The organism is Pseudomonas sp. Marseille-Q5299, assembly GCF_943737035.1.
GTDB classification, from domain to species: domain Bacteria; phylum Pseudomonadota; class Gammaproteobacteria; order Pseudomonadales; family Pseudomonadaceae; genus Aquipseudomonas; species Aquipseudomonas putida_E.
The window spans coordinates 526,578-540,773 of the sequence record NZ_CALSFR010000003.1 but is presented as its reverse complement, the minus strand read 5'-3'; the positions used below and the strand labels follow the sequence as shown (position 1 = coordinate 540,773).

Sequence of the window (14,196 nt, the reverse complement as noted above, 5' to 3'; positions counted from 1 at the left end):
AAGGGCAGCACGCGCGGGAATAATCTCCCAGCACGCATACCAAAAACACAACTGCTCGATGCCGTCCTGCTGATGTCACCTTTGTACCGCACGATCGGGGTGCGAGGTGCAGCGGCATCTACCCAGAAGGGAAGAGATCGCCATGCTCGATAGTTGTCAGAACGCCCAGGAACGCTGGGGTGGGGTTCACAAGCTGATCGACACCTGGCTCAAGGAGCGGGAGGAGTTGGTTCAGGCCTTCGGTGCCTTGCGCGATGCCAAGCCGGCATTTGCGGACAAGGACAAGAGCCGCGACTTTTGTGCGGTGCTTGTCGATTACGTGTCAGCCTGGCATTTCGAGGTCAGTGAACAACTGGTCACCGAGGCCAAGGCGTTTGGTGACCAGAAAGCGCTGAAGCTGGCTGAAGAGATCAACCCGCGGATCAATGACATTACCCAGATTGCGCTGGCTTTCAATGACCATTGCGAGAAAGGTGATTGCAAGGACACTGAGCGCTTCGCCGATAAACTCGGCAAGCTCGGCAGCCTGCTGCACGAACGCTTCGAGCTCGAAGACTGCCTGATCGAGGTGTTGCACAACGCGCACAAGGAAGAAGACGCGGTCCAGGCCTGAGGGTCGACGTCAGCCGCCGACCGCCAGCAGCTCGATTTCGAACACCAGAGGTGTATAGGGCGCGATCAGATCACCCGCGCCCTCGGCACCGTAGGCTTGTGCCGAGGGGATCACCAGGCGCCATTTCGCTCCTGCTTTCATGTGTGGCAACGCCACCTGCCACCCTTCGATGACCGAGTCCAGGCTGAACCACTGTGGCTGCAGGTTCTGATCGAACACCGTGCCGTCAGGCAACTTGCCTACATAGCGTACTTGCACCTTGCCCTTGGGGTTGGGCTGCGCGCCGATACCACTTTTCAGTTCACTGTAGAGCACGCCCTCAGGCAGCTCATGCACACCGGCGCGTGCGCGTTCATTGGCCATGAAACGCGCCTCGATAGCTTGCAGTTTTTCCACTTCGGCTTGCACGGCGGCGTTGTTCGCCTGTTCTTCATGCTGCTGAAGAATGGCTTGCATGCGAGCCTTGTCGAGTTTGAGGGGCTGGTTCTGATAGGACTGGCGAAGGCCTTCAACCAACGCCTCCAGCTGCAATCCAGGCACTTCCTGGCGCAGTCGCTCTCCAAGGCTTGCGCCCAGGCTGTAGGCCACGTCGTGATCGCTGGCAGGAGCCGTTTCGGGGGCGGCGAGTGCGATAGGAGCCGCCAGGCACAGGCCGATAAGAAGATAACGAGGCATGGTCAACTCCGAGCTCAAGAGCTGCGAAGTATGCCAGCCTTGTTGCTTCGATTTGCGTAAATGTCGGCAACGATTTGCTAAGCAACTACACTTTCACGCAGCTGCAAGACAACAACTTTGCCCAGGCATGCAACGCGGCGCCAACGATACTGTCAACATGCCCTAGCGGCGGTAGCAGCACAAGCATAGTATTAGCCGCAAACTCGTCAGCCAGGAGGTAAACCATGTCGGCCAAGAAGAAGCCTGTAAGTACGCCGTTACACCTGCTCCAGCAACTTTCGGGCAGCTTGCTCGAACACTTGGAAGATGCCTGCTCGCAAGCGCTGGCTGATGCGGAAAAACTGCTGGCAAAGTTGGAAAAGCAGCGCGGCAAGGCCCAGGAAAAACTGCACAACGGTCGCCTGAAGTTGCAGGACGCGGCCAAGGCAGGTAAAGCCAAGGCCCAGGGCAAAGCCCAGAAAGCCATTGGTGAACTTGAGTCGTTGCTCGACTCGCTCAAAGAGCGTCAGACGCAAACCCGTACTTATATTCAGCAACTCAAACGCGATGCCCAGGAAAGCCTGAAGCTGGCCCAGGGTGTAGGCAAGGTGCGTGAGGCTGCTGGCAAGGCACTGGACCAGCGGGCTGTGGCAGCCAAATCGGCTAAGCCAGCCACTGCAAAAGCGCCTGCCAGAGCAGCGGCCAAACCTGCAGCAAGGCCGGCCGCCAAAGCTGCCGCAAAAGCGCCTGCCAAGGCCGCCGCTGCCAAGGCGCCGTCGCGCGCTGCTGCCAAGCCTGCTGCCGTAAAAGCCCCGGCCAAGGCTGCGGCTAAACCTGCAGCCAAACCGGCCGCTGCCAAAGTGGCTGCAGCCAAGGCGCCATCGCGCGCTGCTGCGGCCAAGCCAGCTACCACCAAGGCCCCGGCCAAAACCGCTGCTGCCAAGCCTGCCGCCAAACCAGCCGCTTCCAAAGGGGCTGCGGCTAAACCGGCCGCGGCCAAAGCGCCGGCTAAAACCACTGCAGCCAAGCCCGCTGCGAAAGCTGCCGCCAAGCCTGCAGCCAAGCCCGCTGCGAAAGCTGCCGCCAAGCCTGCAGCCAAGCCTGCAGCCAAGCCAGCCGCCAAAGCTCCGGCCAAGGCTGCGGCCAAACCTGCCGCTGCCAAGCCGGTCGCCAGCAAACCGGCTGAAGCCAAGCCGGCTACGCCTGCGGTGACCAACTCGGCAGGCCCCGCTACCCCGGCGCCGTCCTCGGCACCGGCAAGCACCTCGCCTCAGACGCCGTCTTCGGCCTCCTGAAGCCCTGTGGCGGCGACTCGCAGCTGAGCCAGCGAGTCGTGGCCACGGACCTGGTCGGGCGCCAGCCTGGCCAGCCAATCGTCTGCGGGCTCAAGCGAGCCCGTGGGCCATTGCCTTGCGCATTCCTCAAGGCGTTGCAGCAAGCGCTTCTCCGCCTGCAGTTCCAAGCCCTTTACGTGCTCACGCAACGCCTCCAGGTGCAGGTCATGCTGTGCGGCCGTCCGCCATTGCTGGCGCAAACTGCGTAGCGGCGTTACCACTTCAGTTTGCCAAGGCTCGGCAATGGCGCGCAAAGCGTCGATTCGCCCGGCTTCTACGGCGACACCTCGGGTTTGCAGCCAGCTCGCGCACAGCAGCAGGCACACATCGCCCCCCTCGGCCTGCACGCTCAGGCAAGCCGCTTCGACTCCCGGCCGGGCATACAGGGCCAGGGCGTAATTCCACAGGTCGGTGTACATGATTCCACTTACGCTCCGGGTCGAGGAAGCTGGTAGACTCCGCGACCATCATGATCAGACTATCCAACCTCACTTTACAGCGTGGTCCGCAGCGCTTGCTAGAAGGCGCCGAGATGACCCTGCACGCCGGTCACAAGGCCGGCCTGATCGGCGCTAACGGCGCCGGAAAATCCAGCCTGTTCGCCTTGCTGCGCGGTGAGCTGTCGCCTGATGGTGGCGACTGCCAGCTGCCGGGTGACTGGCGCATCGCCCACATGCGTCAGGAGGTCGATACGCTCGATCGCCTGGCCGTGGACTATGTGCTCGATGGCGACGCGCGCCTGCGCAAGGTCCAGGCCGAGCTCGCCGTGGCCGAGACGGCCCACGACGGCACGGCCCTGGCACGCCTGCACAGTGAGCTGGAAAGCGCTGACGGCTATACCGCCGATGCCCGTGCGCGCAAATTGCTGGCCGGTCTTGGTTTTACCAACGAGCAGATGGACCGCCGCGTCGGCGACTTCTCCGGTGGCTGGCGGATGCGCCTGAACCTGGCCCAGGCCCTGATGTGCCCATCCGACCTGCTGCTGCTCGACGAACCGACCAACCACCTGGACCTCGATGCGATCCTGTGGCTCGAAGACTGGCTCAAGGGCTACCCGGGCACGCTGTTGCTGATTTCCCACGACCGCGATTTCCTGGATGCTGTTGTCGATCATGTATTGCACGTCGAGCAGCGCAAGCTGAACCTGTACAAGGGTGGCTATACCGCCTTCGAACGCACCCGTGCCGAGCGCCTGGCGCAGCAGCAGCAAGCCTACGAGAAGCAACAGGCCCAGCGTGCGCACATGGAAAAGTACATTGCCCGCTTCAAGGCCCAAGCCACCAAGGCCCGTCAGGCGCAGAGCCGGATCAAGGCCCTGGAGCGCATGGAAGAGCTGTCGGCGGCGCACGTCGATTCGCCGTTCGACTTCGTTTTCCGTGAATCGCAGAAGATTTCCAGCCCGCTGCTGAGCCTTTCCGAAGGCTGTCTGGGCTATGGCGACAAGGCGATCCTCGACAAGGTCAAGCTGCAGCTGGTGCCCGGTGCGCGCATCGGCCTGCTGGGCCCTAACGGCGCCGGCAAGTCGACCCTGATCAAGAACCTTGCCGGCGAACTAGCGCCGCTGTCGGGCCGCCTGGTGCTGGGTGAGAACCTGGCAGTCGGTTACTTCGCCCAGCATCAGCTGGACTCGCTGGACGACAAGGCTAGCCCGCTGTTGCACTTGCAGCGCATTGCGCCGGCCGAGCGCGAGCAGACCCTGCGTGACTTCCTCGGCGGGTTCGACTTCCATGGCGACCGCGTGGACGAGCCGGTGGTGAATTTCTCCGGGGGCGAAAAAGCCCGCCTGGCGCTGGCCCTGATCGCCTGGGAGCGGCCAAACCTGCTGCTGCTCGACGAACCGACCAACCACCTGGACCTGGAAATGCGCCTGGCGCTGACCATGGCGTTGCAGGAGTTTGCCGGTGCCGTGGTAGTCGTGTCCCACGACCGCCACCTGCTCAAGAGCACCACCGACGATTTCCTGCTGGTGGCCGATGGCAAGGTCGATACCTTCGATGGCGACCTGGACGACTACAGCCGTTGGCTGGTCGAGTACCGGCAGCGCAGCGCACCGGCGAGCAACGCGCCGGCCAACCCGGACAAGACCGACAAGAAGGCCCAGCGCCAGGCCGCCGCTGCCTTGCGCCAGCAACTGGCACCGCACAAGAAGGCTGCCGACAAGCTGGAGGCCGAGCTCAACCAGGTGCATGCGCAACTGGCCGAGATCGAAACCGCCTTGGGCGACAGCGGCCTCTACGAGGTGGCGCGCAAAGATGAACTGCGCGACCTGCTGGCCCGCCAGAGCAAGCTCAAGCAGCGTGAAGGCGAACTCGAGGAAGGCTGGATGCAAGCCCTGGAAACGTTGGAGAGCATGCAGGCCGAGCTTGAGGCGCTGTCCTGAAGCCTGGGTTGGCGCAGGCTTGAGGGCTAGATCGCTATAGGATTTGCGGATGCCAGGCCGGGCATTTACAGCACACCCGAAATACCCGGCTTGCCTTTGAACTCTGCAAAATTCGCTGGTTATTTTTTCGCCAAAACCTTAGCTTAACGTTTTGCAACATATGTTCGAGCGAGGTGTGTGATGTCGATGGAAGTGTGGTCGGGCTTCTTTGCCGCGTGTTGGGTGATCAGCCTTTCACCCGGGGCCGGGGCGATCGCCTCGATGTCCAGCGGCCTGCAATATGGTTTCTGGCGCGGCTACTGGAACGCGCTGGGCCTGCAGATTGGCCTGGTCGTGCAGATTGCCATCATCGCAGCGGGTGTCGGCGCCATCCTTGCCGCTTCCGCTACAGCGTTCACCATCATCAAATGGTTCGGCGTCGCCTACCTGGTCTACCTGGCCTACAAGCAATGGCGCGCTTTGCCGATGGACATGACCGATGAGTCCGCCGTGCGTCCGATCGGCAAGCCGTTGAGCCTGGTGTTCCGAGGTTTCCTGGTCAACGTCAGCAACCCCAAGGCGCTGGTGTTCATGCTCGCTGTACTGCCGCAGTTCATCAACCCGCATGCTCCGCTGTTGCCACAATACGTGGCGATCACGGTCACCATGGTCACCGTCGACATGCTGGTGATGGCGGGTTATACCGGCTTGGCTTCGAGGGTGCTGCGCCTGTTGCGCACCCCCAAGCAACAGAAGCGTTTGAACCGGACGTTCGCGGGCTTGTTCATTGGTGCTGCCACGTTCCTGGCGACCTTGCGCCGCGCACCTGTCTGACCGATTTGCGGGGCCTTGCGCAGGCCCCTCATTTCTCTCGGTCCATCATCCCCTTGAGCAAGTCCAACGGCATCGGAAACACGATGGTCGATGTCTTGTCCCCGGCAATCGACCCCAGCGTCTGCATGTAGCGCAACTGCATGGCCCCCGGCTCCTTGCTGAGCATCTGCGCGGCCTGCATCAACTTCTCGGACGCCTGCAGTTCCCCTTCGGCGTGGATGACCTTGGCCCGGCGTTCACGCTCGGCTTCGGCCTGACGGGCAATGGCGCGGACCATCGATTCGTTGAGGTCGACGTGCTTGATCTCGACGTTGGCCACCTTGATGCCCCAGGCATCGGTTTGCGCGTCCAGCACCTGGCGAATATCCAGGTTCAACTGCTCGCGCTCGGCCAGCAGCTCGTCCAGCTCATGTTTGCCCAGCACCGCACGTAGCGTTGTCTGCGCCAGCTGGCTGGTGGCGACCAGGAAGTCTTCGACCTGGATGATCGCCTTCTGAGGGTCGAGCACGCGGAAATACAGCACCGCATTGACCTTCACTGACACGTTGTCGCGGGTGATCACATCCTGCGGCGGTACATCCAGCACCACGGTGCGCAGGTCCACCCGAACCATCTGCTGGATCACGGGGATGAGCAGGATCAGCCCTGGGCCTTTGACCTGCCAGAAGCGCCCCAGCTGGAACACCACGCCGCGCTCGTATTCGCGCAAGATACGAAACGCCGACAGCAGTAAGACGCCCAGCAGCATCAGCAGGGCGCCGAAACCCAATTGCATGAACATCGTCATTCTCCTTGCGCCGTAGGAGCAGCAGCGCTCACTTCGAGCATCACGCCATGACGCGCGGTGACCCGCACCTGCTGGCCGAGCTGCAAGGGCGTAGTGCACTGGACCTGCCATTGTTCGCCCTGGGCCATTACCGCGCCACAGAACGGATTGCCTGCCACCACCTGAGAGACACTCACCAAGCTGCCGACCAGGCCGGCATCACCGCTGACCAAGGCCCGCTTGCGAGCTTTGAGGGCCATGCCCAACACGCCACCGATCAACAATGCCGAGAGCACCGCCAGGCTCGCGATCAACGCCAGCGGAATGCCAAAGCCGGGGGCGTCGGTGTCTATCAGGATGACCGCGCCCACCACGAACGCCACGATGCCGCCAAAGCCGACCACACCAAAACTGGGCAGGAACGCCTCGGCGATCATGAATGCGATACCGAGCATGACCAGCGCGACACCGGCAAAGCTCACCGGTAGCAATTGCAGGGCATACAGCGCCAGCAACAGGCAGATGCCACCGACCACGCCGCCCACGCCGGAGCCAGGGTTCATGAACTCGAACAGCAGGCCATAGACGCCGATCATGATCAGAATCAGTGCCACGCTGGGGTTGGTGATCACGGCCAAGAGGCGCGTGCGCCAGTCCGGCAGATGCTCGGCCAGGTTGGCGTCGCGGGTCTGCAACTGGCGCGGCTGGTCAGCGGCGATCAGGGTCTTGCCGTCGAGCTGGCGCAGCAGGTCAGGCAGGTCGTTGGCCACGTGGTCGATCACCTTCTGCTTGAGCGCTTCGCTGGCCGACAGGCTTACCGCTTCGCGTACAGCCTTTTCCGCCCAGTCGGCGTTGCGCCCGCGCAGCTGCGCCAGGCCGCGGATATAAGCGGCTGCATCGTTCACCTGCTTGCGCGCAAGGGCTTGTTCATTGGTGTCGGGCTTGGCCTTGTCATCCTTTGGTGTACCTGCAGGGCCGCCAATCTGCACGGGGGTGGCGGCGCCGAGGTTGGTCCCCGGCGCCATGGCCGCCACGTGGCTGGCATACAGGATGTAGGTGCCAGCGCTGGCAGCACGGGCACCGCCTGGGGCAACGAAGGTCGCAACCGGCACGGGGCTGGCGAGGATGACCTTGATGATCTGGCGCATGGCGCTGTCCAGGCCGCCGGGTGTATCCATGCGGATCACCACCAGTTGCGCGCCTTGTTCCTTGGCATGATCCAGGCCGCGCATAACATAGTCGGCGCTGGCCGGCCCTATGGCATCGTCGATGCTCAGCACCCAGATAGCCCCGGGCGCAGCCTGGCTGCCCGGTGCAAAGCCAAGCATCAGCACCAATAACCACCAGCGCCAGCAGCGAGCGATCACCTGTCGTCACCTTGTTCGCTTCTATACCCCAAGTTTAGCCATGCCTACCCAGGCAGGGCCTAAAATTGGAGATGGGGGCGAAACCGGAGGTGCATCATGCGAATGGCCAAGACCCTGCAGCAGCGCCTGGACCAGGCCAACTGCGACTACGACATCATTCCCCATCCCCACTCGGCGACCAGCCTGGAATCGGCGCGTACGGCTGGTGTGCCGGCCGAGCGGGTTGCCAAGTCGGTCATGCTCGACGACCGCCATGGCAACTACATCATGGCGGTGCTGCCTGCCAATCGGCACCTGGACATGAGCAAGGTACGCATGTCTGGCGCCTGGCAACTGACCCGCGAAAGCGGCCTGCCGAGCTTGTTCGGTGACTGCGAGCGTGGCGCCATCCCGGCAATGGGTGACGCTTATCAGATAAAGATGCTGCTCGATTCGAGTCTTACCCGCCAGGGCGATGTCTACCTGGAGGCAGGTGACCACGATCACCTGATCCACATGAGCATGGAGCAGTACCTGAAACTGGTGCCGCAAGCCGAAGTACGCGAGCTGTGCTGATGTTCTCAAACCAATGCCGGGCTGGCGTCGTGGACGGCCCGCCCGGTACCCAGGAGGAAACATGGAAGCGCCTACCCACCACTTTTCCGAGCTGTTCAAGCAGTTGGGCTTGCCCGACGATCCTCAGAGCATCGATCAGTTCATCACCAGCCATTCACCGCTGAAAAACGAGATCAAGCTGGTGGATGCGCCGTTCTGGAGCGACTCCCAGCGCGCTTTTCTCAAGGAGAGCATCATTGAAGATTCCGATTGGGCAGTGCCCTTCGATCAACTCAACGAAGCGTTGCGCCGCCCCCGCAAATAAAGCGCCGAGCGGCACCTGACGAGTGATCGGCCGTTGCTATGCTCAGGAAAACAATAAGGGGATATGCGCGATGAAAGATCCCTACGCACCAGGTTTCTGGTGCACCGTGACCATCCTGGGCACCCTGACGGCCGGTTACTTCTACGGTATCCGCCATACACACCAGATGAGCCAGGCTGTGCAGTTTCTGTACGCTGCGGCGGCAGTCGCGGCGGCGGTCGCGCTGCTGGGCCTGACGTGGATCGCCTGGCAGCAACTGCACCTGAACAAGCGCGAGGTGATTCAGGGGCGAACATTGCTGACCATCTGGAACACCAAGGTAGCGCTACGCCGGGTAGAGACGGTTTTCGACCGGTATTTCTGGGGCAGCTATTGGCACTCGGGGCGCACCTTCGAGGAAGTGATGGGCGAGCTCAAGGGCACACCCCTGGAGCAAAGCCTGGATGCGCTCAAGCGCCAGTGCCGGGTGCTGGACCGCGAGATCCACGACCATCAGCATCACTGGCTGGCCAACGCCCGCGATCTCTCCAGTGTGGCCACGGCCATGGCACGCGAACGTTACCAGCTCGACCTGTGCGAGCCCTCGAGCAGTGGCCAGGGCAACACCGCAGTGCTCAATCGTGACCTTGAAGTGCTGGTTTACACCTGGTCGGCGCGCCTGCGCAGCTTCGACCATCAGTTGGACGAACTGGAGCGCGCTTACCATTGAGGGTGGTCATTCGCCGCGGATGTACTGCTCCAGCTGCAGGATCAGGCTGGCCTGTTCGGCGATGGTTTCCTTGACCAGGTCGCCGATCGACAGCAGCCCGAGCAGCTCGCCATTGCTGACCACTGGCAGGTGGCGCAGGTGGCGGTTGGTCATCAGGTTCATGCAGTACTCAAGATTCTGCTTGGGCTCCACCGTGACCACAGGAGCACTCATGATTTCCCGCACTGGCGTGGCCGCCGAAGAGCGCCCCTTGAGCACGAGCTTACGGGCATAGTCACGCTCGCTGACGATTCCCACTACCTGGTTGTTCTCCACCACCGGCAGCGCACCGACGTTTTTCTCCGCCAGCATTTTCAGGGCGTCGAGCACCGAGTCATCAGGGCCGATGGTGTAGACGGTCTGGTGCTGGGACTTGGTCTTGAGGATTTGTTCGACGTTCTTCATACAGGCCTCTGCGGGTGGAAAAAACGAGCTCTTGGAGTAACTAAAGCATCCGGCACGGTGGCCTGCACGGCAATGCAGGAAACGGCATCGAGTCGATTGAAAAACGTCATGGCTGAAGTCGGTGCGTGGTGAGGCAGTGGTCAGGCTTGAGGCCGCAGGTGGGATGTCGAATCGGATGGGGCAATATTCACGATAATCTGTGACAATGCATGTCAAGTTGCCATCACTCAGTCCTCTTTCGGCAAGGAGCCGCAATGCACCGTGTGTTTCGCCTTACAGCGCTAAGCTGTGCCTTCATCACCGCTGCCGGGTGCAGCACTCAGCAGATGGACACTATTTCTAAGAAAGTCAAAGACATTGGCAGGGACTACGGCATGCCGGTGCTCTGTGGTGTCGGTGTGGTGGCCGGTGGAGCTGCCGGTTACGCCCTCAAAGGCAAGGACGGCATCTTGCCGGGTGCTGCCGTAGGCGGCGCGGTGGGTTGCGTCGTGGGTTATGTCTGGCAGTCCCGACTGCAGGAGCTGGATCGCATCGCCAAGGAAGAAAACCTGAAGATCACCACCGAGAAGCTGACCGTGGCCTCGGCCGCCGTGGTAACCGCTGTGCCCGAGCAGGCAGGGTTGGTGACCCAGATCGAAGACAGCGGCATGTTCGCCACCGGCTCTGACCAGTTGACCCCAAGCGGCCAGCGCGCCGTGGCCAAGCTGGCCCAGATGTATGCCAAGCCTGCCGCCACCGATAAGCAGGCCGCCGCCAAGGAGTCGCAGGATCGTCGCCTGCTGATCGTCGGCCACAGTGATGCTGTGGGTAACGCCGAGTTCAACCAGAAGCTGTCTGAGCGCCGCGCCAAGACCGTGGGCAAGGTCATGCTGCAGGCGGGCATTCCCGCCAATGCGATCTACTACCAGGGGGCCGGAGCCTCGCGACCGATTGCCGACAACAGTGACCCGCTGTTGCGTGGCCAGAACCGCCGAGTGGAAATCGTCGAGCTGGCCAACGAACAGGCCCTGGTGATGCGGGCCCAGGCAGAGGCGAGCAACACGCGCTACCTGCACTATGGCACCTCGACCGCAGCCAAACCCAAGGCTGCCGGCAGCGCTCGGGCCAGTAGCACGCCGGCACAGGCCAAGCCGACCGGGCGGGAGACCGCAATGCCCGGTACGGGCGTCGCCAGCACCCCTGGCCGCACCAACCCCACGAAAGCCGCTGCCCGGCCGCAAGTCGATTTCGCTGGCACGCCGGTGGCCAGCTACAACTGGACCATGGCCCAGAGCATCAAGCCCAAACAGAGCGGTTTCACCTTGATCAGCAGCGCTTATGCCGCGCAGATGCCGATGTCGAGCTGTGAGGCCGACAGGCCGCGCAACGCTGGCGAGGTCCTGAGCATGGTCAACGACCAGCCGCTGCAGCGGCGCGCTACCAAAGACTACCTGCCCGGTTATAACAACCGCGTCTGGGCCAATCTGGTCAATGGGCACCTGGTGACGGTGTCGCCGGTATCGATCCTGCGCGAGAACGCCAAGGTCGATCGCCAGCCGATCCTTCAGCTGGTCGAAGATTACAAGCTGCCCACGCAGCACAAGCCACGCACGATGAAAGCCGTGGCCAACACCTATGAAGGCGAAAGCGAAGTGCTGTACCGGGTCTTCGCCAGTGATGCCCAGGCATCGATTTCCTGCATGGATATCGTGTTCAGCAAGGGCAATGCCCAGGCCAGTCAAGGTGCCTTGTTCTATGCCGCCGGCGGTGATGCTTTCGTCGCTGCTTACAAGCCGATCCCGGCCACCAAATAACCCAGTCAAGGACGTCCTGAATGGAAGACTTTTCGCTAGCTGCACTCAAATCATTGATTCTCGCCAATCAGTTGTTCACCGCCGGCCTCCTTTCGCTGCTGGTTACTGCGCTGATCGTGCGTAAATACTGGGAGGAGGTGTCCTACTTTCTCATCCGTGTCTGGCACAGCCTCCCCCTGATCGGTACGGTGGCCCGGCTGTCGCGCAAGCGTTCCTCGGTCGACAGCGATGGCTGGATCAACCACGAAGTGACCTTGTCCAAGCCGTACTACGGCCAGTACAAGAAGTACATGAAGGGCGTCAACGCCTACAATGCCTCCCTTGACTACCTCGCCAAGGCCGGTGAGGCCGGGCGCTCGCCGCGCCCGGGTTGGGTGCTGGTGCTGGTGCTGATGCTGGTGCTGATCGAGGCCATGGGTTTTGCCTACGTCCTGGCGGGCTGGATGAACATGGATGCTTCTACCAATGACCGCCATTGGCTGACCGCCGGCACTGCGATCCTGCTCGCCGTCGCCTCGGCGTTCTTCGCCGAAGCCGCCGGCCATACGTTGCACCACAACAGCCTGATCGCCCGTGCACGCCACTGGTGGCAAGGTGAAGAGCCTACCAAGCGCTCGCGTTCGCTGAAGGCTGGCAAGGCGATCAACCTGGAAGACTCTTTCTCCGACGCGGACAAGCCGGACTACGAGCAACTGCTGGTACGGGTGAAGGACGTCAATTCCAACGTCTCGCGCAAGTTCGTCTGGCTGGTGGTCTGTGGTGTGTTCGTGGCGGCCATGGCCGTGGGGGCATTCGTCGTGCGCTCGGCGACCCTGGACAGCATCGAGACCGAGATGGTCAACGGTATGCGCGCAGAGTCCGCAGCGCAAAGCTCCAGTGCAGGTTCCCCGTTTGACCTGCCAGCAGAATCCCAGGCCATCAACGATGAGGCCGACAACGCCACCATCGATGACAAGATGCAAGCGATACGCCAGGCCAGCCTGACCACCTACATCATGCTGTCACTGATCTACATCGCTATTCAGGGCATCAGCATCTGGCTGGCCAGCCGTTACTACTTTGCCGGCACCCACTCGCCAACCGCCTGGCGCCTGACCCACGAGTACGCCACCGCCGAGGAAATGCTCGACGCGATGGATCAGAAGCGTCATGCCATTGCCAGCCACGCCGACGACAAGCTGCGCCGCCTGCAGACCTCGCTGTCTGGCCGCGACCACACCGACGCCGCTGTGCTGCACGCGCTGGAAGGTGAGAACACCGCACATCGCAACTTCCTCGCCTACGTCGAGTACAAGGCCGGCAAGGTCGCGCCCCAGGCAGTCAAGCCAAAACCTAGCGTTGAAGCCGCTGCGCCAGCGCCTGCCGCGCAACCTGTAGCCCCCGCCCCGGTTGCGCAGCAGGCTGCTGTATTCGAGCCTGTCGCAGTGCCCTTGGCCGAGCCTGCCGCCCCTGCCGAAATCAAGGCTTCGGACTTCCACGACATGACTGGCCTGCCTGAAGAGAACCTGGCTGCCGCCAGCCGTGCGCTGAATGTCAGCGAGGCACAACTGCGTGACATCCGCGAGCAACAGCAGGCGCTCAAGGCGCTTGGCCTGTTCCCTGCGAAAAAGGAGGGCATGCTGTCATGAGGCTTGCCAAGGCCCTAATCCTTGCGCTGGCGTTGCCTTGCGCAGCACTGGCTGCTGAGCGCAATGACCTGCAGAGCTGCTACACGCGCAATGGTCTGGCTGACATCAAGCCTGCAGCGTCCGGGCGCGAGCTGGTGGTGATCATCGATCAGACCATCCCGATGCCTGAAGACCTGCAGCGCAGCAGCTGGGGCCAGATCGACCGGTTCGTTCAGCCGGGCGATCGCGTCAGGCTCTATACATTCTCAGCGTTCTTGCCGGGGGAGTATCAGCGCCTGGTGTACGCCGGTGAGCTGGACATGCCGTTGCAGGGCGAGGTTCGCGACGACGTCAACATGCGCAAGCTGAGGGGCCTGGATCAGTGCCTGGCGACCCAGAAGAAAGCGTTCCAGGCCGGCTTCGGCGGGCTGTTCGTCAAAGGGCTGCGTGACGCTCGCCAGGATATCCCCAAGAGCGAAATCATGAACACCTTGCGCCGGGTTGGTGAGGACATGAGCAAAGAGCAGGGTGTCCAGGAGCGGGTGGTGTATCTGATTTCGGACATGCTCGAGCATTCGGACTACACCAGCTTCTATGCGGCAAACCAGATCAAGCAGCTCAATGTCAGTAATGAACTCAAGCTGGCACAGAGCAAAGGGCTGTATGCGGACCTGCAGGGTGCCAGGGTGTATGTTTCCGGTGCAGGCCTGGTTACCGATGCGGTGAAGCATGCCTACCGATCGGGCAAGACCATGGATGCGTTGAACGATTTCTGGGCGCAATACCTGAATGCGTCCAACGCGACCCTGGAAGGTTTCGGCACGCCGAGCCTGAGTACTGATCTTCGCTAAGCAGGG

Annotated in this window: 15 protein-coding genes; 10 read left to right on the top strand and 5 right to left on the bottom strand. The window is 62.0% G+C overall.

Annotated features, from left to right (window positions below; all coding sequences use genetic code 11):
• The first annotated feature begins 142 nt into the window (after window positions 1–142).
• Window positions 143–613, top strand: coding sequence for an Rsd/AlgQ family anti-sigma factor (locus NGJ21_RS11115; RefSeq protein ID WP_046786962.1), 471 nt, complete (start codon window positions 143–145; stop codon window positions 611–613).
• 9 nt (window positions 614–622) lie between these two features.
• On the opposite strand, the gene NGJ21_RS11110 is transcribed toward NGJ21_RS11115, so the two are convergent.
• A complete protein-coding gene (locus NGJ21_RS11110) occupies window positions 623–1,288 on the bottom strand; it encodes an FKBP-type peptidyl-prolyl cis-trans isomerase (protein WP_046786963.1) in 666 nt (221 codons plus the stop codon).
• A 224-nt stretch (window positions 1,289–1,512) separates the two neighbouring features.
• On the opposite strand from NGJ21_RS11110, the gene NGJ21_RS11105 reads away from it, so the two are divergent.
• The gene (locus NGJ21_RS11105; protein ID WP_204919356.1) at window positions 1,513–2,562 is read left to right on the top strand and encodes an AlgP family protein; all 1,050 of its coding nucleotides are present in this window, start codon (window positions 1,513–1,515) and stop codon (window positions 2,560–2,562) included.
• On the opposite strand, the gene NGJ21_RS11100 is transcribed toward NGJ21_RS11105, so the two are convergent.
• Window positions 2,538–3,020 carry a TIGR02444 family protein gene (locus NGJ21_RS11100; protein ID WP_174141049.1) on the bottom strand — a complete coding sequence of 161 codons (483 nt, stop codon included), beginning with the start codon at window positions 3,018–3,020 and terminating at the stop codon, window positions 2,538–2,540. The two genes, NGJ21_RS11105 and NGJ21_RS11100, sit on opposite strands and share 25 nt — an antisense overlap.
• Window positions 3,021–3,070: 50 nt before the next feature.
• On the opposite strand from NGJ21_RS11100, the gene NGJ21_RS11095 reads away from it, so the two are divergent.
• Window positions 3,071–4,981 (top strand): ATP-binding cassette domain-containing protein, encoded by a 1,911-nt coding sequence (locus NGJ21_RS11095; protein WP_046786966.1) that lies wholly within the window; start codon window positions 3,071–3,073, stop codon window positions 4,979–4,981.
• A gap of 180 nt (window positions 4,982–5,161) precedes the next feature.
• Window positions 5,162–5,794, top strand: coding sequence for a LysE family transporter (locus tag NGJ21_RS11090; protein WP_251962105.1), 633 nt, complete (start codon window positions 5,162–5,164; stop codon window positions 5,792–5,794).
• A gap of 28 nt (window positions 5,795–5,822) precedes the next feature.
• Here NGJ21_RS11090 and NGJ21_RS11085 read toward each other — a convergent pair whose 3' ends face one another.
• Both NGJ21_RS11085 and NGJ21_RS11080 read right to left on the bottom strand, forming a co-directional pair.
• Window positions 5,823–6,575 carry a slipin family protein gene (locus tag NGJ21_RS11085; RefSeq protein WP_012312214.1) on the bottom strand — a complete coding sequence of 251 codons (753 nt, stop codon included), beginning with the start codon at window positions 6,573–6,575 and terminating at the stop codon, window positions 5,823–5,825.
• Between the two features lie 2 nt (window positions 6,576–6,577).
• Window positions 6,578–7,927 (bottom strand): NfeD family protein, encoded by a 1,350-nt coding sequence (locus NGJ21_RS11080; RefSeq protein WP_204919358.1) that lies wholly within the window; start codon window positions 7,925–7,927, stop codon window positions 6,578–6,580.
• Window positions 7,928–8,023: 96 nt separating this feature from the next.
• On the opposite strand from NGJ21_RS11080, the gene NGJ21_RS11075 reads away from it, so the two are divergent.
• From NGJ21_RS11075 to NGJ21_RS11065, 3 genes are all read left to right on the top strand, one after another.
• A complete protein-coding gene (locus NGJ21_RS11075) occupies window positions 8,024–8,482 on the top strand; it encodes an aminoacyl-tRNA deacylase (protein WP_039601719.1) in 459 nt (152 codons plus the stop codon).
• Between the two features lie 61 nt (window positions 8,483–8,543).
• Complete coding sequence (locus tag NGJ21_RS11070) at window positions 8,544–8,786, top strand: DUF2789 domain-containing protein (RefSeq protein WP_012312217.1); 243 nt, start codon at window positions 8,544–8,546, stop codon at window positions 8,784–8,786.
• 70 nt (window positions 8,787–8,856) lie between these two features.
• Window positions 8,857–9,495, top strand: coding sequence for an NADH:ubiquinone oxidoreductase subunit N (locus tag NGJ21_RS11065; RefSeq protein WP_115273320.1), 639 nt, complete (start codon window positions 8,857–8,859; stop codon window positions 9,493–9,495).
• Window positions 9,496–9,501: 6 nt separating this feature from the next.
• Here NGJ21_RS11065 and NGJ21_RS11060 read toward each other — a convergent pair whose 3' ends face one another.
• Entirely contained in the window at window positions 9,502–9,939 is a 438-nt protein-coding gene (locus tag NGJ21_RS11060; RefSeq protein WP_012312219.1) for a CBS domain-containing protein, read from the bottom strand.
• 326 nt (window positions 9,940–10,265) lie between these two features.
• Here NGJ21_RS11060 and NGJ21_RS11055 point away from each other — a divergent pair, with 326 nt between their 5' ends.
• Genes NGJ21_RS11055 through NGJ21_RS11045 form a run of 3 tightly spaced genes read left to right on the top strand, consistent with a single transcriptional unit; the run spans window position 10,266 to window position 14,190 of the window.
• Complete coding sequence (locus NGJ21_RS11055; protein ID WP_251962104.1) at window positions 10,266–11,732, top strand: OmpA family protein; 1,467 nt, start codon at window positions 10,266–10,268, stop codon at window positions 11,730–11,732.
• A gap of 20 nt (window positions 11,733–11,752) precedes the next feature.
• Window positions 11,753–13,360, top strand: coding sequence for a hypothetical protein (locus NGJ21_RS11050; RefSeq protein WP_115273322.1), 1,608 nt, complete (start codon window positions 11,753–11,755; stop codon window positions 13,358–13,360).
• On the top strand, window positions 13,357–14,190 hold the full coding sequence (locus NGJ21_RS11045; RefSeq protein ID WP_115273323.1) for a hypothetical protein: 834 nt from the start codon (window positions 13,357–13,359) through the stop codon (window positions 14,188–14,190). The genes NGJ21_RS11050 and NGJ21_RS11045 overlap by 4 nt, the downstream gene beginning before the upstream one ends.
• The last annotated feature ends 6 nt before the right edge of the window (window positions 14,191–14,196 follow it).